This is a genomic window from Kribbella antibiotica, from assembly GCF_004349055.1.
Lineage (GTDB): Bacteria > Actinomycetota > Actinomycetes > Propionibacteriales > Kribbellaceae > Kribbella > Kribbella antibiotica.
The window spans coordinates 56,692-81,699 of the sequence record NZ_SMKX01000002.1; the positions used below are offsets into that span (position 1 = coordinate 56,692).

24 protein-coding genes are annotated in these 25,008 nt (G+C 66.2%); 19 read left to right on the plus strand and 5 right to left on the minus strand.

The genetic code is table 11. From position 1 onward, the window contains the following. Positions 1–44: 44 nt before the first annotated feature. Entirely contained in the window at positions 45–2,285 is a 2,241-nt protein-coding gene (locus E1263_RS00965) for an RICIN domain-containing protein (protein ID WP_132164275.1), read from the minus strand. A 98-nt stretch (positions 2,286–2,383) separates the two neighbouring features. On the opposite strand from E1263_RS00965, the gene E1263_RS00970 reads away from it, so the two are divergent. The 10 genes from E1263_RS00970 (at position 2,384) to E1263_RS01015 (ending at position 11,075) form a co-directional block, all read left to right on the plus strand. Continuing rightward, entirely contained in the window at positions 2,384–2,815 is a 432-nt protein-coding gene (locus tag E1263_RS00970) for an RpiB/LacA/LacB family sugar-phosphate isomerase (RefSeq protein ID WP_132164277.1), read from the plus strand. A 213-nt stretch (positions 2,816–3,028) separates the two neighbouring features. After that, complete coding sequence (locus E1263_RS00975; RefSeq protein ID WP_132164279.1) at positions 3,029–4,996, plus strand: helix-turn-helix transcriptional regulator; 1,968 nt, start codon at positions 3,029–3,031, stop codon at positions 4,994–4,996. A gap of 174 nt (positions 4,997–5,170) precedes the next feature. Next, complete coding sequence (locus E1263_RS00980; protein WP_132164281.1) at positions 5,171–5,584, plus strand: hypothetical protein; 414 nt, start codon at positions 5,171–5,173, stop codon at positions 5,582–5,584. A gap of 33 nt (positions 5,585–5,617) precedes the next feature. Then, a complete protein-coding gene (locus E1263_RS00985; RefSeq protein WP_132164283.1) occupies positions 5,618–6,133 on the plus strand; it encodes a stress protein in 516 nt (171 codons plus the stop codon). A gap of 34 nt (positions 6,134–6,167) precedes the next feature. Further along, positions 6,168–6,695 (plus strand): stress protein, encoded by a 528-nt coding sequence (locus E1263_RS00990; protein ID WP_132164285.1) that lies wholly within the window; start codon positions 6,168–6,170, stop codon positions 6,693–6,695. 112 nt (positions 6,696–6,807) lie between these two features. Further along, entirely contained in the window at positions 6,808–7,824 is a 1,017-nt protein-coding gene (locus tag E1263_RS00995; protein ID WP_132164287.1) for a Gfo/Idh/MocA family protein, read from the plus strand. Then, positions 7,824–8,219 carry an extracellular solute-binding protein gene (locus tag E1263_RS43975; RefSeq protein ID WP_132164289.1) on the plus strand — a complete coding sequence of 132 codons (396 nt, stop codon included), beginning with the start codon at positions 7,824–7,826 and terminating at the stop codon, positions 8,217–8,219. The genes E1263_RS00995 and E1263_RS43975 overlap by 1 nt, the downstream gene beginning before the upstream one ends. A gap of 38 nt (positions 8,220–8,257) precedes the next feature. Next, positions 8,258–9,334: an ABC transporter substrate-binding protein gene (locus E1263_RS01005; RefSeq protein WP_132164291.1), complete on the plus strand. Its 1,077-nt coding sequence runs from the start codon at positions 8,258–8,260 to the stop codon at positions 9,332–9,334. Continuing rightward, entirely contained in the window at positions 9,331–10,242 is a 912-nt protein-coding gene (locus E1263_RS01010; protein ID WP_132164293.1) for a carbohydrate ABC transporter permease, read from the plus strand. The genes E1263_RS01005 and E1263_RS01010 overlap by 4 nt, the downstream gene beginning before the upstream one ends. Before the next feature lie 2 nt (positions 10,243–10,244). Next, positions 10,245–11,075: a carbohydrate ABC transporter permease gene (locus E1263_RS01015; RefSeq protein ID WP_132164295.1), complete on the plus strand. Its 831-nt coding sequence runs from the start codon at positions 10,245–10,247 to the stop codon at positions 11,073–11,075. Here the strand turns inward: E1263_RS01015 and E1263_RS01020 are convergent. Then, positions 11,065–11,970 (minus strand): LysR family transcriptional regulator, encoded by a 906-nt coding sequence (locus E1263_RS01020; RefSeq protein ID WP_132164297.1) that lies wholly within the window; start codon positions 11,968–11,970, stop codon positions 11,065–11,067. The genes E1263_RS01015 and E1263_RS01020 overlap by 11 nt on opposite strands. A gap of 84 nt (positions 11,971–12,054) precedes the next feature. Here E1263_RS01020 and E1263_RS01025 point away from each other — a divergent pair, with 84 nt between their 5' ends. From E1263_RS01025 to E1263_RS01065, 9 genes are all read left to right on the plus strand, one after another. Then, complete coding sequence (locus tag E1263_RS01025) at positions 12,055–13,125, plus strand: hypothetical protein (RefSeq protein ID WP_132164299.1); 1,071 nt, start codon at positions 12,055–12,057, stop codon at positions 13,123–13,125. 2 nt (positions 13,126–13,127) lie between these two features. Then, the gene (locus E1263_RS01030) at positions 13,128–14,315 is read left to right on the plus strand and encodes a DUF5624 domain-containing protein (protein ID WP_132164301.1); all 1,188 of its coding nucleotides are present in this window, start codon (positions 13,128–13,130) and stop codon (positions 14,313–14,315) included. Then, positions 14,312–15,544: an amino acid ABC transporter substrate-binding protein gene (locus E1263_RS01035; protein WP_132164303.1), complete on the plus strand. Its 1,233-nt coding sequence runs from the start codon at positions 14,312–14,314 to the stop codon at positions 15,542–15,544. The genes E1263_RS01030 and E1263_RS01035 overlap by 4 nt, the downstream gene beginning before the upstream one ends. Next, positions 15,541–16,425 carry a branched-chain amino acid ABC transporter permease gene (locus E1263_RS01040; protein ID WP_132164305.1) on the plus strand — a complete coding sequence of 295 codons (885 nt, stop codon included), beginning with the start codon at positions 15,541–15,543 and terminating at the stop codon, positions 16,423–16,425. Before E1263_RS01035 ends, E1263_RS01040 begins: the two co-directional genes overlap by 4 nt. Then, complete coding sequence (locus tag E1263_RS01045; RefSeq protein WP_132164307.1) at positions 16,422–18,236, plus strand: branched-chain amino acid ABC transporter ATP-binding protein/permease; 1,815 nt, start codon at positions 16,422–16,424, stop codon at positions 18,234–18,236. Before E1263_RS01040 ends, E1263_RS01045 begins: the two co-directional genes overlap by 4 nt. After that, a complete protein-coding gene (locus E1263_RS01050; protein ID WP_132164309.1) occupies positions 18,233–18,973 on the plus strand; it encodes an ABC transporter ATP-binding protein in 741 nt (246 codons plus the stop codon). Before E1263_RS01045 ends, E1263_RS01050 begins: the two co-directional genes overlap by 4 nt. Next, positions 18,970–19,788, plus strand: a complete 819-nt coding sequence (locus E1263_RS01055; protein WP_132164311.1) for an HpcH/HpaI aldolase family protein — start codon at positions 18,970–18,972, stop codon at positions 19,786–19,788. The genes E1263_RS01050 and E1263_RS01055 overlap by 4 nt, the downstream gene beginning before the upstream one ends. Beyond that, entirely contained in the window at positions 19,785–20,657 is an 873-nt protein-coding gene (locus tag E1263_RS01060) for an amidohydrolase family protein (RefSeq protein WP_132164313.1), read from the plus strand. The genes E1263_RS01055 and E1263_RS01060 overlap by 4 nt, the downstream gene beginning before the upstream one ends. Before the next feature lie 154 nt (positions 20,658–20,811). Further along, on the plus strand, positions 20,812–21,990 hold the full coding sequence (locus tag E1263_RS01065) for a ferredoxin reductase domain-containing protein (protein ID WP_238161015.1): 1,179 nt from the start codon (positions 20,812–20,814) through the stop codon (positions 21,988–21,990). Between the two features lie 2 nt (positions 21,991–21,992). On the opposite strand, the gene E1263_RS01070 is transcribed toward E1263_RS01065, so the two are convergent. Genes E1263_RS01070 through E1263_RS01080 form a run of 3 tightly spaced genes read right to left on the minus strand, consistent with a single transcriptional unit; the run spans position 21,993 to position 24,992 of the window. Further along, positions 21,993–22,817, minus strand: a complete 825-nt coding sequence (locus E1263_RS01070) for a carbohydrate ABC transporter permease (RefSeq protein WP_132164317.1) — start codon at positions 22,815–22,817, stop codon at positions 21,993–21,995. After that, the gene (locus E1263_RS01075) at positions 22,807–23,694 is read right to left on the minus strand and encodes a carbohydrate ABC transporter permease (RefSeq protein ID WP_132164319.1); all 888 of its coding nucleotides are present in this window, start codon (positions 23,692–23,694) and stop codon (positions 22,807–22,809) included. The genes E1263_RS01070 and E1263_RS01075 overlap by 11 nt, the downstream gene beginning before the upstream one ends. A 35-nt stretch (positions 23,695–23,729) precedes the next feature. After that, complete coding sequence (locus tag E1263_RS01080) at positions 23,730–24,992, minus strand: ABC transporter substrate-binding protein (protein WP_202868661.1); 1,263 nt, start codon at positions 24,990–24,992, stop codon at positions 23,730–23,732. Positions 24,993–25,008: the final 16 nt, after the last annotated feature.

Sequence of the window (25,008 nt, forward strand, 5' to 3'; positions counted from 1 at the left end):
TTCGACGCCCTGCCGCAGCAGGCAGGGCGTCGAACGTCACTGGATCAGGGGTAGTTGACCCACTGGGCCTTGTTGGTGGTGGAGTTGGACGGGCCGCCGGTGTTGTTGATGACGTGGGCGATGGTGCCCCTGCCGCCGAGCGACACCGTGACCATGTTGTGGAACTTCACGTTCGGTTTGTTCGGGACCTCGAAAGCGCGTTCGGCGACGATCGAGGCGTCGGAGGTGAAGACGCAGTAACTGCCCAGTCCCCAGGCCTCGTGGGTGTTGACAGAGTCCGCGACCTTGTACGCCGCGTAGCCGCGGGTCGAGCCGTTCATCCAGGCGGCCTGGTTGGGCGGGTCGTAGGGCAGCTCGTTCTGGTAGAAGTACGTGCGGCCGCGTTCGCCGTTCCAGATCGTCTGGTACTTCTGGTAGTGCTCGACGAACAGCCCGTACGCCGTGACGTCGTCGCCGTTGACGACGAGCCCGGTGTCGGCAGTGTTGGTGCCCCAGCCGACGCCGAACTGGTGGTCACCGCGCCAGAGCCAGGCGTGGTCGAGAATCACGTCGTCGCTGTTGATCCGCAGGGATTCGGTGGCCTTGCCGACGGCCGAGCCGCCGATGCGGAAGTAGATGTCGTGCAGCGACGTCGGGTTGGCGCTGTGGTCGGCCGATGAGTTCGTCGCGCCGAGCTCCATCAGCAGCGGCGAGTTGGTCGGGGCCGCGTCGATCAGCAGACCGGCGAGCTTGACCCCGTCCACGTCCGCGACCGAGAAGGCCGACGTACCGTTGGTCGGCATGATGGTCGCGAGACCGAGGCCGAGGACGACGGTGTTCGCGCGGTTGACCCGCAGGGTGTCGCTCAGCCGGTAGACACCGGGCGTGAACAGCAGGTCCTTACCGGCCGCCAGCTCCGAGTTCAGCGTGGCCGCGGTGACACCGGGCTTGGCGATGTAGAACTGACTGATCGGCAGCGACTGACCGGCCGGCGTACCGTTCGCCCAGCCCGGACCGGCCGAGTTGGACTTCAGCGCCGGGACGAACACCTGGTAGGCACCGGCGTTGTCGATGTACAGGTACGGCTTCTCCCGGATGATCGGGGTCTGCGCGACCTTGGTGTACGGCGGGTCCGGGAAGCTGCCCGCAGGCGCGTTCTCGGCGCCGACGAAGACCATGTTCCAGTTCTGGCCGGTCCAGCTGCCCCAGCGCGTGTTGCGCGAGATCCACTGCTGCTGGGTCCCCGAACGCACCTGACCGTCGACGATCGTGTCGGCCATGAAGCCGCCGCTCGACCAGCCGCCGTCGTCCAGCGCGAGGTTGCCCTTCAGGTGCATCCGCCGGTACGCCGATGCCTGGCTGACCGCCCAGCGGTCGAGCCCACCAGGGGGTGTGACCGTGAGGCCCTCGGCACCGCGCCAGAAGTTGTGGGTGGCGTTCTGCGGCGGGAACCAGTCGGCCTCGACGTGCACCGCACCGTTGATGTTCACGCTGCCCGGCGTCAGGCCGAGACCGGCGACCTGGGTGAAGAAGCCGACGTTCGCGCTGACGTTGTAGCTACCGGGCTTGAACAGCAGGGCGTACCGCTGCTCGCCGTACTGGTTCTCCTCCTGCTGGTTGAAGACCTGGTCCAGCCGGGACTGGATCTGGCTGGCCGGCATCGACGGGTCGAAGACCGAGACGTTCGGGCCGAGGTCCGGCGTACCGGGCGGGTTCGGCGGAGTATCCACTGACGTGATCCTGAACGATTGGGCGGCGCTTCCGTTGCAGGTGAACTGCACCAGCTGGACGCTGTCCGCGGTGGAGGCCGATGGTACGTCGAGACACTTGCCGCTGTTCCGGTTCACCAGGTGGTAGGCGCCATCCGCCTCCTCGACCGGCAGCCACTGCTGGTTGTTCCCGCCGCCGTACGCCCACAGGTGGACGAGCGCGTTGTCCGCCGTCGAAACGTTGGAGACGTCGACCACCTGAGCCGGGGCCGAGCGCACATTCACGCGCACATAGCCGCCGCTGGTCGGCTGGAACTGCCATTGCTGAGCGGTGCTCGCGTTGCAGGCGTACTGCTGGACGACGGTCCCGTTCGCCGTACCGGCCGAACGTGTGTCGAGGCACTTGCCGCTGTGCTTGGCGGCCACGGTGTTCCAGGCGGTCGGTGAAATGGCGGCGTTGGCCGACGGCGGCTCAGCCACGGTCAATCCGGCGGCAACGACACCGGCCAGCACCGTGCCGATCAGGACGGTCCGTCGGCGCCGGCGGTGTTGATGCTCGACGGGCGGCGGTGGGCGGAGATGGGCAGCTCCGGGCATGGGATCTCCTCGGTTGGGGCGGCAGAGGTCCGCTTAGGAAAGCGGATTCCCATCCTTAATTCAAGACCTGATCGAAGTTCCGGAACTAAAGTTGGAGCATGCGGATCTCAGTTTCTTCGGACATGGATCAGCCGGTCGCTCGCGCAGTCGTCGCGGAGCTGACCCGGCGCGGGCACCAGGTGACGGCGTACGGGGCTCTGACTCCTGACAGCGATCCCCAGTGGGCGGTCTGCTCCGAGGCGGCGGCGCATGACGTCACGGCCGGTACGGCGGACCAGGCGATCGTCTGTTGCTGGACCGGAACCGGCGCGTCGATCGCCGCGAACAAGGTGCCGGGGATTCGGGCGGCGCTCTGCACGGATGCCTACACAGCCGAGGGCGCCCGCCGCTGGAACGACGCGAACGTCCTCGCGTTGAGCCTCCGGCTGACCTCCGAGCCGCTACTCGAGGAGATCCTCGACGCCTGGTTCGCGACCGCCGCCAGCACTGACGAAACCGACCGCGGAAACATCGAGCGGGTCAGCAATTGACCGCCACCGCCGCCGACGTCCGAAAACTTTGCGTTATAGCGCCAAATTCTTCGAAAAGTGAGAAGAATTCCCGTGGTGATGGCCGATTACGGCCAGCGCACAAGGCAACGAAATCCTTGCAAAAGAGAGACTGGTAACTGAAGAATCCCCTACATCCAGCTGATTCGTGGGGAGTGTGTTTTTGGCACTCCGTGGCTTCTGGGGTGAGGCAACGTGCTCGGATCGCTCGACTCCGCTCATCGCCGTGTTCTCGAAGTGGCGGCCGTGATCGGCGCACTGCGGTGGGAGGTGCTGCTGCCTGTCGCTGAGGCCGACGACGGTCTGGTGTTCGCGGCACTGAACGCGGCCACCGAGCTCGATCTGCTGTCCGGAACGCAGGGAGCGGACTGGAATCCCGGAGCGCGCGAGGCGGTGCTTGGCGGACTGCCCGGCTGGCAGCGATCCATCCTGACCCGGCGGGCCGTCACAGTGATGCTCGACCTCGCCGAGCGGGCTGTGGAGGCTGAGACGGCTGCACTCTGGCGGCAGCGTGGGGCAGAGCTGTACGAGGAGTCCGGTGATCTCGACGAGGCGGGAGAGCTCTACCTGCTGGTCGCCCGGGACGGCTCTGTTCGAGGCGATCTCACCATCGCCGACACCACCCTGGCGGGGGCCCGGCGCTGCGGCATGCCGGCGGTCCGGATGGCCATCGAAGAAGTCCGGCTGGCCTGTCTCAAGGGGCAGTACCAGCGGGCCGTGGCGATCGGTTGCGAGGTGGTCGAGAGTGCCACCGGCGAACAGCACCTCGAGCTCTGCCGCCTGCTCGCCTGGGCCGCGATCGCCGCCCAGGACTTCGAGCTCTGCAAGGCCTTGATGGCGCAGGTCTGGGACGAGGACGACTGGGCTTCGGCCGGGGTCCGGTCCCGAATGGCCACGCTGCTGGGTGAGGAGGAGTTGGCCGAGAAGTATGCGCAAACAGCGATCCTGTACGCCGAACGGACCGGTGACCCGGAGGAGCTCTACCTGGCCGAGCTGGCCAGGGGGCACTGCGAACTGGCGCGCCGGCCGGACCTCGCCGCGGTCGCTTTCGGCCGGGCCCGTCGGGTGGCCGCTGAGCATGGGCTGGTGAGCTTGCGGGTGGTGGCCCTGCTGCGGATGGGCCACGCCGAGATGCTGTCCGGTCCGGAGGCGCCGTCCCTGCTGTCAGCTCGGGATCTGGCTGAAGAGTGCGGGCTCGCCGGCCTCGTGCTGCAGGTCGATCTGCTCCGGGCCGAGCTCCTCCTGCTCACCGAGGGCCCGGCCGCGGCCTCCGCGCTGATCGCCCAGGCACAGGATTCCGCTGTGGCGGCGGAGCATCCGCACCTGCGGCTGAGGGTCGGCCTGCTGTCGATCTACGCCCGAGCATTCGCCGGGGACCAGGTCGGCCTGGAGCGGGCGATCACCGAGGCCGGCCGGTATGGGCCGTTCCCGGAGCCGACGCGGAGTCTGGTGGAGTCCCTGCGAGCCGCCGCCCAGGTCGCGGTGGGCAACCTCGACCAGGGCGGTCCGGCTCTGGCGGCAGGGGTGGCGGACGTCCGAGGGGCGGATCTGCTGAGCACTCAGCTCGTCGGGCTGGCTCAGGTTCTGATCGCGGCAGCCGGTAGGACCTGGCAAGGGAGATCCGCGACCGCCCACCCACTGGCCGCTGTTGCTGCCGACTATGCCGCAGCGGTGACGGCCGGGCTTGACGGCAAGGCCACCGAGGCTGCCGAACTGCTGGCCCGAGCCAACTCCGGGTCGGCTCCGTACAAAGGGGTGAGCGGACTGCTTCGCTTTCCCCTGCTCGTCTCGCAGGCCGAGAAGGGTTGGGGTGAACCGCTGTCCCAGTTGAGGGCCGATCTCGTTGCACATCAGGAGATCGGCAGTACGGGTCTCGCCGAGGCGAACCGTTGGCTACTCCGATCGGCAGGGGCGAAGGTTCCGCACTCGACCGGACACGCTGAGATTCCGAGCGGCCTGCTTGCCGCCGGTGTCACCAAGCGGGAGATGGATGTGCTGACGATGCTGGCCACGGGCGACACCAACGCGGAGATCGCCGAGCGGTTCGGCCTGTCGGTCCGGACGGTCGAGACGCACGTCTCCAGCTTGCTCCGCAAGACCGATCTTCGCGACCGGCGTCAGCTCCGAGCGGCCTGCCTGCAACGCCGCTTCGACCACGTCTGACAAACCGCCCAGGCAATTCATTCTCGGTGGTGACCACTGAGTGGTGGCCGGGGGCCGCGCCGGTGGCCACTGAAAACTTCGGTGGTCGGCACGGAAGAACGCACTCTGCTATTCCCGCAGGATTGTGCCTAACCGAAAAGAAGTAAAGGCAGGAATGGCAGAAAGCAGGAGAAGATGACGATTAAGCGTGGGGCAACCAGGGCGGCGGCGATCGTGCTCGCGGGAGCCGGTCTGCTAGCGGGGGCCGGTGTGCAGCAGGCGGTGGCCGCCGACCCGCCGGGCGACCCGAACTTCAACAGCTGCGACCTCAGCCAGAAGGCGAACGAACTTGCCGGTTGGGACGACCAGGGCAAGTACAACGTCGTGGTCTGGAAGGAGAACCACCGGTACAGCTCCGTCTTCCACGGAGTTGTCGCCGAGGGGGAGACCGCCGACTACGACTGCAACGGCAGGTCCTTCGGCAAGTACTTCTGGAAGGTCTTCCGCAGCGGTGAGTTCACCCGCCAGGGTGACGGCGGCTATCGCAACTGGGCCTTCTACGGGGTCTGGACCCGCACCGGCAACACCGTCACGTTCCACAACCGCTGACCGCATTTCCCGCCCAGATACCAGGAGACAGCTATGCGAACCACTTACCAGCGGTTGATGGCACTGTTGATGGCCGGCGCGGCCAGCGCCGCGGTGCTGGTCCCCGCGACCGCCGCCCAAGCGGCTCCGGCCGCGGCTCCCGTCGCGTCCATCGCCGCGGCCCCTGCCGCGACTGCCGCCGATCCCGGCCCAAGGGTCGAGGTGATCGCGGCCTCGGTCAACATCACCAAACAGTTGATCAAGCTCATCGACGGCGCCATCCGCGCCAACCAGAACCGCGCCGGCTACGTGAAGTCGCTGAGCGAAGCGGCCTTCCATGAAGCCGACGGCCAGTACAACGTGATGGTCATCAACGATGCGAACCGGCGAGTGTGGAGCCTGAGCGACGTGGTCTACGAAGCCAAGGCCAGCGGACACCACGGCACCTATCACATCTTCGTCTTCAAGGCCGGTTTCATCCGGAACGAAGGCGACGGCGGCTATATCAACTGGGCCTATCAGGGCTGGTGGAACCGCGACGGGAAGACCGTCAATTTCCACCGGCCGTGAACCCGAATACCGCCCGATGTGAAGGGACTGGAAAATGAAACGTACGACCTTTGCCGCCGCATTCTTGCTGGCGTCGGCCACCTTTCTCGGAGCCGCCGCGCTCCCCGCCTCCGCAGTCTCCCAGGCCGCTGTCTCCCAGGCCGCTGTCTCCGAGCCGACGGGTTCGGTCTCCGTGGCCGCTCCCGCGAAGGCGCAGGGCGATGGGATCACGGTCTCGATCGCCCGGGACGAGATCGGCGCCGGCTTCGAGATCGCGAAGCAGATCTCCGCCCTCGATATCAAGCAGTCCTACGCGTCGTTCACCCAGAAGAGTGTGGATATCGCCTTCAACCAGGCCGGCCGGCGCTACAACGTCATGATCTTCAACCTCGACCAGGGCTATGACCATCGCCTGGCCGGCGTGAAGGTCTACGCGTCCGTCCGGTTCGCCGAGATCTACTACGGTCTCTGGGTCCTCGAGGAAGGCAGCTTCGCGAACACCGGCGACGGTGGCTACCGCAACTGGGCCTACTACGGCTGGTTCGACCGCCGCGGCCAAACGGTCTTCTTCCGCCGCCCGTAACCTGTGCGTCCGCAGAACCCGGTGCTACCGCATCGGGTTCTTCGGACGTAAGGCTTGAATACCGGAATCATCCCATTGACTCATTCTCTCCGCCGTCCGCAAACTCCGGTACATGACGGCAGAGAATGGACTGAACTCATTCCATGAAAGGAATGATATTCGGCTGGGACTGGTCGGTGCCGGGAGTGTTGCCGGGCTGTATGTCGAGGCTGCGGCAGGGCTCCCTGAGCTGGCGATCACGGCGGTCTGCGACGTACGGCGGGAGGCCGCGCAGGCGCTCGCTGCGCCACTGGACGCCCGCGTGTACGACGATCACCGGGCAATGTTTGCCGCCGGCAACCTGGATGCCGTCGTCATCACGTCACCGCACTCGCTGCACACGCCGATGGCCGAAGACGCGGCCGCCGCAGGTCTGCACGTGCTGATGGAAAAGCCGATGGCGACGACCGTGGCCGATTGCCGGAGAATGATCAAGGTCTGCGCGGATTCCGGCGTTCGATTGGCCATCGGCAATCTGCAGCGCTTTGTCCCGGCCGTGCGCCAGGCCGCCGAAATTCTCCGGTCCGGGCAGCTCGGCCGACCGCTGCTGATCACCGAGCGGCGGGCCGTCCGGTACGACCCCGAGTCCCGCCCGGCCTGGTTCTTCGATCCGGAGCTGGCCGGTGGCGGAATCATGATGAACATCGGCGGTCACAGCATCGACAAGGCTCAGGTGCTGACCGGCGAGAAGGTCGTCGCGGTCAATGCCCGGATCTGGCGGCGTCCTGGGATCGCCGTCGAGACCGAAGCCTCCGGCGTGATGGAACTGTCGGGCGACATCCAGCTCACGTTCTCGATCACCAGCACCGGACTGCCCCCGCAGGACGAGACGGAGGTCGTCTGCGAGAACGGCGCCCTCCGGCTCTCCCACACCGGCGGGCTCTGGATGTTCCGCGACGGCCAAGCCGTGCACCTGAAGGACCGGACCGGCCACGACGAGATCGTGACCGCCTTCCGCGACCAGCTCGTCGACTTCACGGGGAGCGAGACCCCGAGTGTCACCGGCGACTACGGCCTCTCGGTCGTGGCCGCCGTACAGGCCGTTTATGACTCGGCCGCCGATCGAACCCTGCAGCGAACGGAGTACTGATGAACCTCAACCGGATCACGCGAGCGGCGCTGGCCGCCGGGCTGGCCCTGGCCACCCTCGCGGCCTGCAACAGCAACGGCGCGCAGTCGGAAGACCCGAATGGTGTCGTCACCATCAAGTGGCAGGGCTACAGCCAGGAGCGGCTCGATTTCTACCAGGAAGCGGCGGCCGAGTTCCGCAAGGAGTTCCCGAACATCAATGTCGTCCCGGAGGAGCTGGCCGAGGCCGACTACAAGCAGGCCCTGCCGCTGAGTTTCCGGAGCAAGAACTCCCCCGATATCTACACCTACACCTGGCCGGCCGCCGGTGAGTACTTCGAGCTGGCCGACGTCATCAACAACAAGTGGGCTGTTCCGCTGGACGATTCGGTGCTGCCGGCCGCCGCCTTCCCATAGAACTCAGCCGGTCCCGCTTCCGCGACACCTCGAACCTGATGGAGCCGATCTACAGCCAGGGCGGCAAGATCTACACGACGCCGCGCCCGCCCGCGACCGGCACCATCGGCTTCGGCTACCTGTATTTCAACAAGGACGTCATCGCCAAGGCCGGGCTGACCGGCAAGCTGCCGGCGACGTGGGCCGAGTTCACCGCCGCCTGCCAGGCGATCAAGGACAAGGCCGGTGCAAGCTGCCTGGCCCAGTCGACCCAGGGACCGGACGAGATCGAACGGATGCTCACGACCTTCGTCGGGGTGAACAAGAAGGGCTACACGCCGAGCAAGGTCTCCCTGCAGACCGGCAAGTACACCGAGACCTCCGACCCGCAGTTCACCGAGGCGCTGCAGTACATCCGGTCTCTGTACGAGCAGAAGTACGTCTTCCCCGGTCAGTACGACAAGATCGCCGCCCGCCAGGCCGTCGTCGCCGGCAAGGCCGCGTTCTACTTCGACGGCGGCTGGATGTCGTCGGTCTTCCCGCAGACCTTCAAGTTCAAGAACTTCGGCGTCGCGCTCCCGCCGGCCAAGACCACCCCGGCACCGGGCGGGTACGCCGGCCGGATCGCTCAGGGACCGCCGTTGCCGGAACTGTTCATCAGCTCGCAGAGCAAGCACCCGAAGGAAGCCACCCAGTTCCTGGAATGGATGACCCGGCCCAAGGGCTGGTTCTCGGAACACTTCACCGCCAAGGGCTTCGACCTGCTCCCCTGGATCGACCCGGCCGATGCCGCGAAGTGGCTGCCGAAGGACAACATGGCGCGGGAGCTGATCCCGCTCGACCCGAAGGTGCATGTCCTGGCTCCGGTCCCGGCGCTCAAGTGCCCGGATCTGGCCAAGTCCGAGGCCATGAGCAAGGTCGACCGGATCCAGGAGAACCTCGTCTACAGCACCGTCAACAAGTACCTGCAGAGCGGCGGTGACTGGCCGGCGCTGGCCAGGGAGGTCGAGGACAAGCAGAACAAGGTCTTCGAAGCCCAGCTCAGCAAGGAGGCCGCGGCCGGGCTCAAGGTCTCCACCGACTGCTACGCCGAGCCGGACTGGGACGGCCTTACCCCGTTCAAGTTCGCGAAATGAGTCGCCGTACAGATCTGGGGAAGATCTACCTGGTCCTGATCCCGTTCCTCCTGCTGTTCCTGGCCTTCACGGTCTGGCCGCTGGTGCGGACCGTCCAGTTCAGCCTGCACGACTTCGACGGCATCGGTGCCCTCGGCGACTCGCCCAACGTCGGGCTCGACAACTACAAGACGGTCCTCACCGATCCCCTGTTCGGCAAGGCCTATGCCAACACCTGGGCGTTCACGATCGGGCAGACGCTGATCAAGCTGCCGCTGTCCTTCCTCATCGCCCTGCTTCTCACCCGCCCGTGGCTGCGCTGGCCGGCCTTCTTCCGGACCGTGTTCTTCCTGCCCTGGTTGATGCCTGCGTCGATCGTGGCGATGGTCTTCGGCTACCTGCTCAGCCCGTCGGACGGCGCGATCAACCAACTGCTCACCGCGCTGCACCTGACCGATCAGCCGATCGACTTCCTGCGCTCGGGACCGATCGCGTTCGCCACGATCGCCGTCATCTCGACCTGGCAGATCATGGGTCAGTACGTGATCTTCTGGATGGCGGCCCTCCAACTGGTCCCGCCGAACCTGCTGGAGGCCGCCGAGGTCGACGGCGCCGGTGCCCTGCAACGGCTGTGGCACATCATCTTGCCGCTGGTCCGGCCGATGGGCGTCATCATCGCGTCGCTCGGCCTGATCTGGTCGCTCGGCATCTTCGACTGGGTCCAGATCCTGACCTCCGGCGGGCCCGGCACCGATACCTACGTCATCAACTACTACGTCTACGAGATGGCGTTCGCCCAAGCCCGCCCACAGTTCGGTACGTCGAGTGCGGCCGCCTTCGTCTTCGGCATCACCGTGCTGATCGTGTACGCACTGGTCGGCAAGCTGGTCGGCCGCGCCCAGCTCAAGCGGAAGGAATACGGGGTCTAGTCATGCGCACCCAACGATGGACTCCACGCTCGGTCCTGCTGGTCGTCGTCCTGCTGGCCGTCTCGTTCATCTACCTCTACCCGTTCCTGTGGCCGGTCTTCTCGTCGTTCAAGTCCTCCAACGAGATGTACACGGCGGGCTTCAAACTCTGGCCCGAACACTGGACCGGCGAGAACTACGGCCGCGCCTGGACGACAGCGAACTTCAGCCGCTACCTGTTCAATTCGGTCTTCTACAGTACGGCGAGCACCGCCATCACCGTGATTGCGTCAGCGCTGGCCGGGTACACGCTCGCCCGCTACAAGTTCCCCGGCAGCCGAGTGATCGGCGTACTGATCCTTGCGTTCCTTTTCATGCCGACGGCAACGAGTGTGCTGCCGATCTTCGAGCTCATCCAGACCATCGGGCTGCTCAACACCGTCTGGGGTGTGTTGCTCGCCCTCACCGGCGGCGTCGGTTTCAGCACCTTGTTGTTCCGCGGCTACTTCAGCGCGATTCCGCAGGAGCTGTTCGATGCGGCCGCGATCGACGGGGCCGGCTTCTTCCGCACCTTCCGGCTGATCTTCCCGCTGGCCAAGCCGATCATCGCCACAACTGCGATCCTCGGCTTCACTTCCAGCTGGCAGGAGTACTTCGTGCCACTGATCTTCACCCTCGGCAATCCCGAACTGCGCACCGTCTCGGTGGGCCTCCGCGCGTTCACCCAGCAGTACAGCGTCGACCTGTCCGGCTTCGCCGCCGCGGTCACCTTGTCGATGGTTCCGATCGTTGCCGTCTTCCTCTTCTTCCAGCGCTACTTCATTGAGGGCTTGGCCGGAGCGGTCAAGGACTGACCTGTCGGGTGGTGACCGCGTGCACGGCGGTCACCACCGCGTCGATCTCCGGGATCTCCTGCTCACCGTCGCGGCACACCACCACGCTGTACCGCTTCGCATCGACAGCCTCGAGCGGCACCCGCCGGATCGAGCTCTCCGGCGCACCCGGCGTCAGATCCGGCGCGATCGTCACACCCCAGCCGACGCCCGCCAGACCCAACGCAGTCGCGACATCGCCGACCGTGGCGGCCACCCGCGGCCGGAAGCCGGACCCGGAGCAGAGGCCGAGCAGTACCGTGCTCAACGGATGGTTCTGGTAGACGATCCACGGCTCTTCGCGGAGCTGCTCGATCCGGCAGCTCTCCAGCTCGGCCAACTCGTGCTTGGCGGGCACGCACAGACTCAGCGGATCACACCCGAGAATCCATTGCCGTAAGCCGGGCTCGGGGAGTGGCGGGCCGGCGCCGAAGGTCGAGAGGATGACCACGTCCAGCCGGCCGCGTTTCACCTCCTCGGCGCCCTGCTGGTCGCTGATCGCGACCAGTGAGATCTCGAGCCGGGGATAACGCTGGCGCACCTTGGTGAGCGCCGTGCTCATGATCGGCGGACCTTCACGAAACGGGATGCCGATCTTCAGGTGGCCCGCCACCCCACCGGGCTGCCGCAGCGCCGACTCGGCGGCGCGGAGCTCGACCAGGATGCGTTCGGTGTGCTCGATCAGCCGGCGACCGAGCGGCGTCAGCGTGACCGTCTTGCCACCGCGAATCAGCAGTGAGACTCCGGCCGATCGCTCCAGCGCCGACATCTGCTGGGACACCGCCGAACGCGTGTAGCCGAGCTCGCGGGCAGCACCGGCGATCGAGCCGTGTTCGGCCACGGCCCGCAGGACGAGCAGTTTCGCTGTATCGAGCATGCGTCACCTCTGTTAACGCTCCATGACCTCAAGCGTCAACCTACGCCTATTGCTGCGCGTGGGACAGAGCTTGTTCTCTTAGCTATGGCCCGTAAATTGAGCGAACTCCAGCGCATCCCCACTTCGGGCGCTCGCGCCGTCGAAGCCTTCGCGATCGACGGCCGGGAACTGCTCGCCATCCCGCAACTCGCGTACGACGTGCCCGGGACAGCAGCCGGGATGAACGCCGGAGACAGCAACACCGAGTTGCTCATCCTCGAGCGGCAAGGCGCTGAGTACGTCGCGTTCGCCACCCTGCCCGCACCCGGTGGTGAGGACGCGGAGTTCTTCACGATCGCGGATCGGTCCTTCCTCGCAGTCGCTTGTATCCGCACCGGCTCCGGCCCGTACGGGTACTTCACCGACTCGTTCATCTACGAGTGGAACGGCACCGAGTTCGAGCTGTTCCAGGCGATCCCGGCCTTCGCCGCCAAGCAGTGGAAGCACTGGACGATCGGCGACCGGCACTTCCTCGGACTGGCCCAGGGGCTGGCCCTCCCCCACTTCGAGGGCCGCAATCGCGACTCGGTCATCTTCGAGTGGGACGGCAGCAAGTTCGGTGAGTTCCAGACCATCCCCTCGCAGTGGGCCTACAACTGGCACGCGTTCGAGCTGGCGGATCAGCACTTCCTCGCGCACGCCGATCACGTGGGCGAAAGCGTTCTCTACCGGTGGACCGGTTCCCAGTACCTGCCGCACCAGCCCTTGCTCGCACGGACCGGCCGAGCCTTCGCCACCTTCTCGACGTACCTGATCGTGGCGGGCCTGAGCGAACCACCATCGGTACTGCGCTGGGACGGCGACCGTTTCGCCGCCAACGGCACGCTCGACGGACTGGGCACCCGCGAACTCACGATCGTCGAACACGACGGACACACCTACCTGATCCGGATCAACTTCATCCTCGGTACGCCGGCCGATCCGCAACCGTCGTTGACCTCGCAGCTCTACGAGTGGCGCGACGGTTTCGAGCTGCTCGCCGATTTCCCGACCACCGGCGGCACCGACGCCGAGGTGCTGAGCGTCGACGACGGGATCGTCTTCGCCGTCTCGAACTCGCTCAGCGCCGAGATCAGATTCGCAGGAGAGACCGTCATCTACCGGCTGGCGGACTGATGATGGACCGCTACGAGTCACCCGCGTTTGCCCGGCTCTTCTTCGCCTACACCGGTTCGCCACGCAGCATCGGCGGCCAACTCACGCTCGCCTCCGAACGCCGGTACGCCGCCGCCCCGCTGATCGTCGCCACCCACGGCGACCTCGCGCTCTACCCCGGCAACGGCGCCGAGCCCACGATCGAAGGCTTCCGCCTCTCCACCCGCGGTTTCAAAGAGCTCACCGCCGTCTCACACCTCGGTCCCGCGCTCGCGACCCTGGCCAGGATCAAGGAGCTCGACCCCGACGGTCCCTGGCCAGCCGGCGCAGCAGAACTGCTAGCCGCAACGCAGGAGACACGAGAAGCCAACTCACCCGAGCTCTGGCGCGACCTCGTCGGCATCAAGAGCTTCGCCGGCCGCGAACCCGCCATCGCCGCGATGATCGACCACGCCTGCCTGGTGACCGAGCGATTCCTCCAGCGTGCGCTCGAAAATCCGTCGTCCCTGACCGCAGAGACCGTACGCCGCGATGCGCTGGAGGGTCCGTCGGACGAGCTACCGGTTTCGCTCAACCGCATCATGGTCGCGACCTTCTATCTCTTCGGGATGGATCTCGGCCACCGGCTGATCACCTGGTTCGACGGCCTCGGGCTCCCCTGGGAGGACACGATGGTGATCATCGCCGGCCGCCAAGGCCGTCCCACCGCCGGTGTCACCCGCGACAGCAACAGCGTCGCCGGCATCATCAGCGCCGCCTCCCGCAACCGGCTCCCCGAAACCAGCCTGCTGATCGCTCCCCACGCTCCCGTCTTCCCGACGTACGACGGCAGCAATCTCGATGCGGTCGCCGCACTCGAACCGGAGTACCGGCGGCTGTGGTCGGGCGTCCGCGCGACCACCGAACTCGGCGAGCAGATGTTCGCCGGCTACCCCCGTTTCGAACCAGCGCGTACCGGCGGCCAACGCATCCGCCCCGGTACGGCGACCATCAGCGAGCTACCGGCCATCGACGGCCCGGCGGACTGGTTCGCACTGACCTCGCGGCTGCGGCTCGTGCTCGAGGATCCACGCCAACTGCTCTCCGGAGCCATCACCGATTTCGCCGCCCGGCAACTCGTTGACAACGGCAACAATCCGGCCCAGCTCTTCGTCCCGGGACTGGACGGCGAGCCGTATCCCCTCTGCAGTGTCCAAGGAGAGGCATCATGAGACGTCCAGTCAACCGCCTACGCACGGGCAGCGCCCTCGTCGCGCTGCTCGCTCTGACCACCGCCTGCGGCCTGGCCGCCGAGAAGCCGGCCGACCAAGCGACCAGCACCGAGCCGATCGTCATCGGCATGTCTCTTCCACTCAGCGGGCCGGTCGCCGACCGCGCCAAGCCCGGGATGGAGGGCTACCAGTACTGGGTCGACGAACTGAATGCGGCGGGTGGCCTGCTCGGTCGCAAGGTCGAACTCAAGGTGCTGGACGACAGCTTCGACCAGCAGACCGCGATCTCCGACTACACCCGGCTGATCTCCCAGGACAAGGTCGACCTGCTTCTGGGGACGTTCTCCTCCGACCTCAACATCGCCGTCGCGCCGGTCGCCGAGCGGTACAAGTACGTCTACGTCCAGCCCTCGGGCGGTGCCGACGAGATCTTCGCGCGGGACTTCAAGTACCTCTTCTTCGCACAGCCGGCCACGACGCAGAAGCTGCCGGACCGCTTCGTTGACCTGATCGCCGGGCTGCCGGCCGACCAACGCCCGAAGTCGCTGGCTTTGGTCCAGCTGGACGACCCGAACACCACCCAGGCGGCCAAGCTCTTCGGCGAGCGGCTCGGCGCGCTCGGGGTCAAGACCGTCTACAACAAGACCTACGCACCGGACACATCGAACTTCGACACGATCGCGAATGCGATCAAGCAGGCGAAACCCGACCTGGTGATCAACGGCTCGATCGCCGGTGACGGAATCTCGCTCATCCGCTCGTTCCAGAAGGTCAGCTTCTCCCCGAAGCAGTTCTACCAACTCAACACCCCGACCGACCCGTCGTTCGCGAAGTCCATCGGCGCGAGCAGCACCGAGGGAATCTTCACCTACCTGGCGTGGAGCCCGGAGGCGAAGTACCCGTCCAACGCCGGGTTCGTTGCCGGATACACGAAACAGTTCAAGGCTGCGCCGAGCGAAGATGCGGCGAACTCCTATACAGCGGGGCAAGTCCTGGCCACAGCTGTGAAGGCTGTCGGCAAGCTGGATCAGACCGCCATCGCGGACTGGCTGCACAAGAACACCGTCGAGACCGTCGTCGGTCCGCTGAACTGGGACGCGACCGGACGGCCGCAGGGCGACATGCTGCTCGGCCAGTTCCAGAACGGCAAACTCCAGATCGTCAGCCCGAAGTCGGCGGCCACGTCGGCCGACGTACTGTTCGTCAAACCGGGTTGGAGCGGCTCGTGACGCTCCTCGTCCAGACCGTCATCCTCGGCCTCCTGGTCGGTGGCGTGTACGCGTTGATGTCCTCCGGCTTCAGCCTCGTCTTCGGCGTGATGCGGATCATCAACCTCGCCCACGGCGCCATGATCGTGCTCGCGGCCTTCCTCTCCTGGTGGGTGTGGGACCGCACCGGCATCGACCCGCTGCTGGTCGGCGTCATCATCACGCCGGTCATGTACGTCGTTGGTCGCGTCCTCTACCGCCTGGTCATCGCCCGGGTCCACCGCATCGACCACGAACTGGCGATGGTGGCCTCATTCGGAGTCGCCATCGCCGCCGGTGGAGTGATGGCGCTCATCTGGGGCACCGAGGTCCGCTCCGCCACCCCGAGCTACTTCAACACGTCCTTCCAGCTCGGCTCGGTCGTCATCCCCCAGGCCCAGCTCTACGCCTTCGCCGGCGCCCTGGCCATCCTCGGCGCCCTCTACGGTCTCCTCCGCGGCACCTTCCTCGGCCGTGCCATCCGCGCCTGCTCCGAGAACCGCGACAGCGCCGCTCTGGTAGGCATCGAGGTCGAGCGCACGATGGCCCAGATGTTCGCCATCGGCGCCGCCACCACCGGCTTCGGCGGCGCCGCCCTCTCGGTCATCTATCAGTTCGTCCCCGACTCCCACTACGTCTGGATCGGCCGCATCCTCTGCGTCGTCATCCTCGGCGGCCTGGGCAGCCTCCTGGGCGCCGCTCTCGGGGCCGCGATCCTCGGCTTGGGCGAGGCGCTCACTTCCTCGTACGTCGATACGCGCTGGGCGACCGCGGTCCCGTACATCCTCATCATCGTGATCCTGCTCGTCCGCCCCCAAGGTCTACTCGGCGGAAAGCTCCGCGCGGACGGAGCGAGGGCATGAGCGCCGAAACATCTGCACCTCGTCGACGAGTCCCCAAGCGATGGCTGATCGGCTTGGGTGTGCTGGCTGCAGTGGCCATCCCGTTCCTGACACCGAGCTCCTACATCCACAACGTGCTGATTCTGACGTTCCTGCTGGGTGTGCTCGGGTCGGGCTGGAACGTGATGTCGGGGCTCACCGGGTACGTGAGTCTCGGGCACAGCGCATTCATCGGCGTCGGCGCCTACACGGCCGGTATTCTCGCGAGCCAGTGGGCGGTCTCGCCGTTCCTCGTCGCACCACTCGGCGGAATCGCCGCCGCCCTCGTCGCCTTGGCGCTCAGCTGGGTCACGCGTCGTACGAGGGGTGTGGCTTTCGTGATCGTCTCGTACGCGATGCTCGAACTGCTCGGCCTGATCGTGCGGAACTGGTCGTCGCTGACGGGCGGCAGCCAAGGCTTGCTGATGCCGTTGCCTGACTGGGATGTGCGCTTCCACAACTGGCCGTTCTACTACGCTCTCCTCGCACTCCTGCTGCTCAGCGTGGCGATGACGAGCGCAATCCGCCGCTCGAAGTTCGGCCTCGGGCTGGTCGCGATCCGCGACGACGAGGACAAGGCTGCGGGTATCGGTGTCCCGGCGCCGATCTACAAGAGCCTCGCGTTCATGGCGTCGGCGGTGCTCGTCGGCGTGGCCGGCGCGATCTACGGCTACTACGTCAGCTTCCTGACGGTCAGCACGATGTTCGACATCGTCCTCAGCCTGCAGGTGGTGCTCGCGGTCCTGCTCGGCGGACGAGCCACCGTCTGGGGTCCGGTCCTGGGCGCGTTCATCATCGTGCCGCTCGCCGAGGTGACCAACACCTCGATCGGCGGCGTTGATGCCGGAGCCTTCCGTCTCATCATGTTCGGCGGGCTGCTGCTGCTCGTCACGCTCGCCCTGCCCCGCGGCATCATCGCGTCGGTCGCCCGCCTCCTCGACCGCCGCACCGCGCAAGCAGGCGCCCGTCTAGCCAGTACGGCGCTGCCTGTCGCGCCGATGAGCAGTCGCACGCTTGCCCCCGGCACCGACCTCTTGCGAGTCGACGGCGTCACCGTGCAGTTCGGTGGCGTCAAGGCACTCGACAACGCATCGATCGTCGTACCGGCCGGTTCCATTACTGCGCTGATCGGCCCGAACGGTTCAGGCAAGACCACCCTGTTCAACGTCATCGACGGCACCTACGAGCCGGCGGCAGGCGACGTCGTCCTGAACGGCAAGTCGCTGGCGAAACTCGACCGCACCGGCCGCGCCTTCGCCGGTATCGGCCGGACCTACCAGCTTCCCCGGCTCTTCGACAGCCTGACCGTGCTGGAGAACGTTGCCGCAGTCAACGATCGCTTCGAACCCCGCCGCCTCGTGCACTCCGCGGTCTCGGGCGCCGAGGCAGCCCGAGCGACCGGACTGCTCGAGTTCGTCGGCCTCGGCGAGTACGTGGACGCCGCCGCGACCGACCTCTCCTACGGCCAACGCAAACTGGTCGAACTCGCGCAGCTCCTGATGCTCGACCCAGCCGTGATCCTCCTCGACGAACCGGCGGCCGGTATCAACCCCACCCTGCTCCAGCGCCTGGCTGAGCTGATTCGCTCGCTCAACGCGACCGGCCGGACCTTCGTCATCGTCGAGCACGACATGCAGTTCGTCCTCGCGCTCGCCGACCAGACCACGGTCCTTGCCCACGGCAAGGTGATCGCCTCCGGTGACCCGGCCACGGTCAGCACCGATCCCGCCGTACTGGAGGCCTATCTGGGTGACGACTTCGTGCTCGAACCAACGACGGGACCGCGACCATGATCGAGTTCGAGAACGTCCGTGCCGGGTACGGCGGCGGTGACGTCCTGCAAGGGGTCACGCTGACCGTCGAGCGGGCCGCGATCACTTGTGTCGTCGGACCGAACGGCGCCGGCAAGTCCACCCTGCTCCGCGTCCTGAGCGGCCTGCTCCGGCCGAGTGCGGGAACGATTCTGCTGGATGGAAAGCCTGTCCACGCGCTGTCACCCGCCGAGGTCCTGGCAGCGGGGGTCGCCCAGGTTCCGCAGCAAGGTGGACTGTTCGGCAACCTCACGGTCCGCGACAATATGCTCCTCGGCGGCTACCTGATCCGCAGCGAACGCGGTCGCCTGAAGAAGCGCCTCGACGAACTGGCCGAGGCGTTCCCGGTGATCACCACGCGAGCCCATGACAAGGCCGCCGACCTGTCCGGCGGTCAGCGCCGGATCGTCGAGTTCGCCCGCGCCCTCGTCACGAACCCATCCGTCGTCCTGCTCGATGAGCCGACCCTCGGCCTCGACCCGAAGACCTGCGAGGTCGTCTTCGAGAGCACCCAGACGATGAACGAGCTCGGCGTCACCGTCCTGATGGTCGAGCAGAACGTGCGGTTCGGCCTCAAGCTCGCCCACCACGGCGTGGTGATGGAACGCGGCCAAGTCCTGTTCGCCGCACCGGCCGACGAACTCCTCGCCCGCCCCGACATGGCCGCGCTGTTCTTCGGCGCAGCCCCAGAGACTAGCCATCCAGAAGGTGGTCTATGAACAGATTCGTCCAGCAAACCAGCGCCGGTAACGACTTCCTCGGCCGGCTCCGAAACGGCCAGCCGACTCTCATGCTCGGCATCCGCGGTTCACGCACCACAGATATCGCCCGGATCGCCCACTCCACCGGCCACCACGCGATCCTGGTCGACCTCGAACACTCCACCATGCCCATCGACACAGCAGCCGGCATCTGCGCCCTCGCCGCCGATCTCGGCGTGATGCCGCTCGTCAGGACTCCAGAACGCGAGTACGGCGCCATCGGCCGACTCCTCGATGGTGGCGCGCTAGGTGTCGTCGCGCCCCGGATCGAGACCGCCGAGGAGGCGCAGACCGTCGTACGAGCGTGCCGTTTCCCTCCCCGTGGACAGCGTTCCCAACTCTCCAGCGTTCCGGCGCTCGGAATGCGGCCGACCCCGGCGGGGGTTCTCAACCCCACTCTCGATTCGGCGACCGTCGTACAGATCCTCATCGAGACGCCGCTGGGGATCGCGAACGCCGACGAGATCGCAGCGATCGACGGCGTCGACATGCTGTCGCTCGGCGCGAACGACCTGACTGCCGAGCTCGGGATTGCCGGGCAGTACGACCATCCGCTCGTCCGCGAGGCGGTCGGCACGGTCGCGAAGGCCTGCGCCAACCACGGCAAGCTCTTCATGCTCGGCGGAGTCGCCGATCCGGTCCTGTACGCATCGCTCGCCCAGCTCGGTGTCTGCCCGCTCGTCGTGACCGGCATGGACACCGACCTGCTCTATTCGGCCGTGCAGTCCCGCGCCGAGTCCGTCCTCCGCTCGCTCACCGAGGTGTCCGCATGACTGCTCTGCAAACCCTGCCCATGCGTCTGGCGTCGTCCAACACCGCGCCGACCTTCGAGCTCCCGCCCGGCAGCTGCGACGCGCACTTCCACGTCTTCGAACCCGGCTATCCGCATGTCGCGAACCCGCTCTACACCTTCCCCGACGCCACGCTCGACCAATACCTGGCGGTGACCGACTACCTCGGCATCGACCGGATGGTGATCGTCCAACCCACCTTCTACGCCACCGACAACAGCCTCGCGCTCGAGGTCCTGCGCCGGGTCGGCGACCGTTGCCGGGCCGTCGTCCGGGTCGAGGAAGACATCACCGACGCCGAACTCGACCGGTACGACGCCGTCGGCGTACGGGCGATTCGCCTCGATCTGTTCGCCCGCGCCGAGCAGCCGACCGCCGGAATCATCGCTTACGTTCGCCGGATGGCACTCCGGACCGCGGCACGCGGCTGGCACCTCCAGTTCTACACACCCGGTTGGGTGGTCCGCGATCTCCTGCCGTTCCTGGCCGACTTCGACCAGCCGTACGTGATCGACCACATGGGTTATATGAAGGAAGAAGACGGCCTCACCCCCGCCGACGCCGACCGCCTGCTGACCGTCCTCCGTGACAACGGCAACTGCTGGATCAAACTCTCCGGCCCCTACCGCATCGCCAAGGACAAACCACTCAGCTCGATCCAGGAACTCGGCGCCGCCCTCGTTGCCACCCGCCCCGACCGCCTCCTTTGGGGCTCCGACTGGCCGCACCTCCCGAACGGGCAACGCGACACCGGCGAGCTCCTGAATCTCTTGCCTGCTTGGGCACCTGCCGCTCAGGACCGGCGCCTGATCCTTTCCGGAGCCGCCGATCTCCTTTTCTTCGCGCACTGACGAAACGAACCAAATCGGGGAGCTCCGCGTCTCACGGGTTACCAACGGGGTGACGTGAAGTTCTGGGGGAATTTCAATGAGCGCGGTACTGACGCATGTCCAATTACCTGACGAGCTGCCGGCGGCACGGCGGATTCTCAAGCATCCAAGGCTGATGCAGAGCCACCGACTGACTCTGCTGGTCGTTCTGACCAATGCCGTGCTGCTCGGAGTAGGGATCGGGAACGGCTGGTGGGGATCGGTCGTTAATGTCGCGTTGATTGCGCAGATCAACTTTGCGCTGGGCATTCTGATCCGCCAGCAGTTCTTCGTGAATGCGTTGTGCACGCTGGTGATGCGGGTGCCGAAGTCGTGGCCGCTCAAGATTCGCTGGACGCTTGCCAAGGGCTACCACTTGGGCGGGCTGCACGTCGGCGGCGCGATCTGCGGGACGCTGTGGTTCTGGGCGCTGACGGTGATCGCGATCGGCCAGGTCGATGCGGGTCTGCAGGTCACCTACTGCCTGCAGTCCCTGCTCCTGTTCGCGATCGTGATGACCTCGCGGCCGAAGTTCCGGACCGAGCACCACGACCTGTTCGAGCGGATGCACCGGTTCGGCGGCTGGGCGTTGTCCGCGCTGTTCTGGATCAGCGCGATCCAGCTCGGCAGCGCCTCGACGATCGTCGTACTGACCATCACCACGGTCAGCTCGCTGCTCCCGTGGACGCTGCTGCGGCGGATCCCGGTCGATGTGATCCGGCCGTCGTCGCACGTCGCACTGGTCAGCAGCAACCGCTACCGGCCGATGGCGGGTTCGACCCGGTCGATCGCGCGGCATCCATTCAAGCAGTGGCACAGCTTCGCCGTGATCCCGACGCCTGGCGCACCGGGGTTCCGGATGGCGATCTCGCGGGCCGGTGACTGGACGAGCTACTTCATCGACAATCCGCCGTCGCACATCTGGGTCCGCGGGATCGCAACGGCCGGGATGGCGAACTACGGCAGCGTCTTCAACCGCGTCGTGTACGTCGTCACCGGCAGCGGAATCGGTCCGGTCTTGGCGCACATCCTCGCCAACCGGGTCCCGATGCAGCTGGTCTGGGTGACACGGAACCCCGTGAAGACCTACGGGCAGGCGCTTGTCGACGAGATCATGCGGGCCCAGCCGGACGCGATCATCTGGGACACCGATGCCGACGGCAAACCCGACATGGTCAAGCTGGCCTACTCGGCGTACGAGTCGTCGAACGCCGAGGCCGTGATCTGCGTGTCCAACCGGAAGCTCACCTGGACCGTCGTACACGGCATGGAGAAGCTCGGCATCCCCGCACTCGGCCCGATCTGGGACTCCTGACTTCACTTGAGGCCTGAGTGCGCCAACCCTTCGACAAACTGACGCTGCAGGAGCACGAAGACGACCAGCATCGGCAGCACGGTCATCGTGGCGGCGGCCAACTGCGTGTTCCACATCTGGCCGCCGTACGCGTCAGTGAATCTCGTCAGCGCCTGCGGCAACGTGAACAACTCCGGCGAGGTGATGTACACGGTCGGCTCGAGATACAGGTTCCAGGACGCGAGGAACGTCAGGATCGCCACTGCCGACAGGGCCGGTTTGGCCAGTGGCAGACAGATCCGGAACCAGATCCCGGGCCGGCCGAGCCCGTCGAGCCGAGCCGCCTCCTCGAGCTCGACGGGCAGCGCGATGAAGAACTGCCGCATGATGAACGTCGCCAGCACACACGGCGCCGCCAGCGCGGTGACCAGGATCAGCGGCCAGTGGGTGTTGATCATCCCGGCCCGCTTGAACATCTGGAACAGCGGGACGATCGTCACCTCACTCGGCACCAACAGCCCGGTCAGTACGACGAGGAACAGCGCATTCGCGCCAGGGAACTTGATCCGCGCGAACGCATATCCGCCCAAGGCCGAGACCGCGAGCGTGATCAACGTGACCAGTACGGCGATGTAGACGCTGTTCAGGTACTGGCGCGCAAACGGCTGGAAGCTGAACGCCTCGCCGTACGCGGCCAGTGTCGGGTGCTTGGTCCACAGCGACGGCGGAGCCGCGAAGATCTCCGGCAGCGGTTTCACCGAGGCGGCCACCATCCACACCGTCGGCACCACGAACGGAATCGCCAGCACGGCCAGCGCAAGGACGAGTAGAACGCGCCTACTCCTCATAGAACACCCACTTCCGGCGCAGCTGCCATTGCAGCAAGGTCAGCACCATCACGAAGCTCAGCAGCATCAGCGCCAGCGTCGAGCCGTAGCCGATGTCGTTGAACTTGAAGGCCTGCTGGAACACGTAGTACACGAGCACCGTCGTCGAGAGCTCCGGCCCACCTGCCGTCAGGACGGCGATCTGTGCGAACGACTGCAGTGCCCCGACCACCGTGACGATGACGGTGAGCAGAATCGTCGGCGAGATCAGCGGCAACGTGATCCGGCCGAACACCGAGCGGCTGCTCGCCCCGTCGATCCGGGCTGCCTCGTACAGCTCCCCCGGAACGCCTTGCAACGCGGCCAGGAACAGCACCATGTTCACGCCGACACTTCGGACCACCTGCGTGAACACGACCGAGATCATCGCGGTGTCGCCGTGCTGCAACCAGTTCGGACCATCGATCCCTATCCCTCCCAAGAGACCGTTGATCCCGCCGTTGTCCTGGAGCAGAAAGCCCCAGACCAACGTCCACGCCACGACCGACACCACGACCGGTGAGAAGAACACCGTCCGGAAGAACGTCACCCCACGAAACTTCCGGTTCAGCAGTACGGCGAGCAGCAGGCCGAGCGCGATGTTCAGTACGACGACTCCGCCGGAGAACAAGGCGGTTGCCCCCAGCACCTTCGGCAACTGCGGATCATCGGCCAGCGCCGCATAGTTCTCGGCCCCCACGAAAGTCTGCTTGCCGGTGAACACGTTCCAGTCGTTCAGGCTGTACCAGATCGCCATCCCCACCGGCAGCAGCACGAACACCGCGACTCCGGCCAGCTGCGGCAGGATGAACAGGTAGCCGGTGAGCACATCCCGCCGGCGGATTGTCCAGTACGACATTCCAATCCCCGACGACACTCCAATCCCCGACGACACTATTTTGCCAGGACGGGTTGGATCGCCGTACAGACCGAGTTCAGAACGGCGGGGATATCGGCGCTGGCCGTCCACAGCGCGTCCAGCGCGGTCTTGCCCTTCTGGGCGATCTCGGCCGGGCTGGTGTGGTTCGGCAGCGTGACGGCGTTCGGCAGTTGGTCGACGACCGCAGCCTGCAGTTGGGCGGCATTGAGCACCTTGTTGTTCGCAGCGAGTTGGGCGCCGGTCAGCAGCGACTTGCGGGGCGGCGGGAAGAACTGCGCCAGCTTCGCCGCGTTCTCCGGGTTCGACAGGTAGCTCAGGAAGTCCACGGCCTGGTCGCGTTGCTTGCTGGAGGCAAGCACTCCGACACCGGCCTGGCCGATCACCGAGTACTTGCCCTTCGGGCCGGCCGGCAGCGGATACAGACCGAACTTGAACGAACCGGTGAGGAGCGCCGAGCGGGACACCTGCGCCACCGTAAAGGCAGCATCACCCGCGAAGAAGTCGGCAGTCACCCCTGGTCCAGGCATCGCCTTGGTCTTGAACGCGGCATCGTGCAGGAAGGTGAACGCCTGCTGCATCTCCGGGCTGGCGAACGTACAGGTCTTCCCGTCCGCACTCCACGCCTGGGCGCCCCAGCCCGTCCAGACCGTGGCCAAGGTGTTCCACGACTTGTAGTCGAAGTCGCGGACGACGAAGCCGGCCTTCCCGGTCTTGGCATTGACGGCGGCCCCCGCGGCGGCGACCTGATCCCAGGTCAGCTTGGCCGGATCGATCTTCTGCCCGGCCTTCGCCAGCAGGTCCGTGTTCACGTACAAGGCGAACGGCGAGTTGGAGAACGGGTACGCATACAGCGTGCCGTCCTTGCTGAACTCCTTGGCCGCGCTGTCGACCAGGTCGTCGTACTTCCAGCCCTCCGTCGCCTTCAACGGCTCGGTCAGCCCGACCAGCGCATCGGCGGCGATCAGGTCCTTGGAGATGTCACCCATCCAGGCCAGGTCGGGTGCGTTCCCACCGGCGATCTGGGTGGTCAGCGTGGTGTTGTAGTCCGCGAACGGCAGGCTCTCGAAGGTGATCGAGGCAACCTTCGGGTGCTCGGCCTTATAGGCATCGGCGATCGAGTTGAGCAGCTTCAGCTGGGCCTCGTTCGAGGTCCACACTGTCATCCGCAGTTTCGCGTCCGCGGCCTTGTTCGCGGTCTCGGTGGCGGGTGCTCCGCAGGCCGTCAGGGCGGCGGCCGTCACCAGGGCGACCGTGCCCAGCAGCTTCCTTGTAGTCATCAGAAAGATCCTTCGG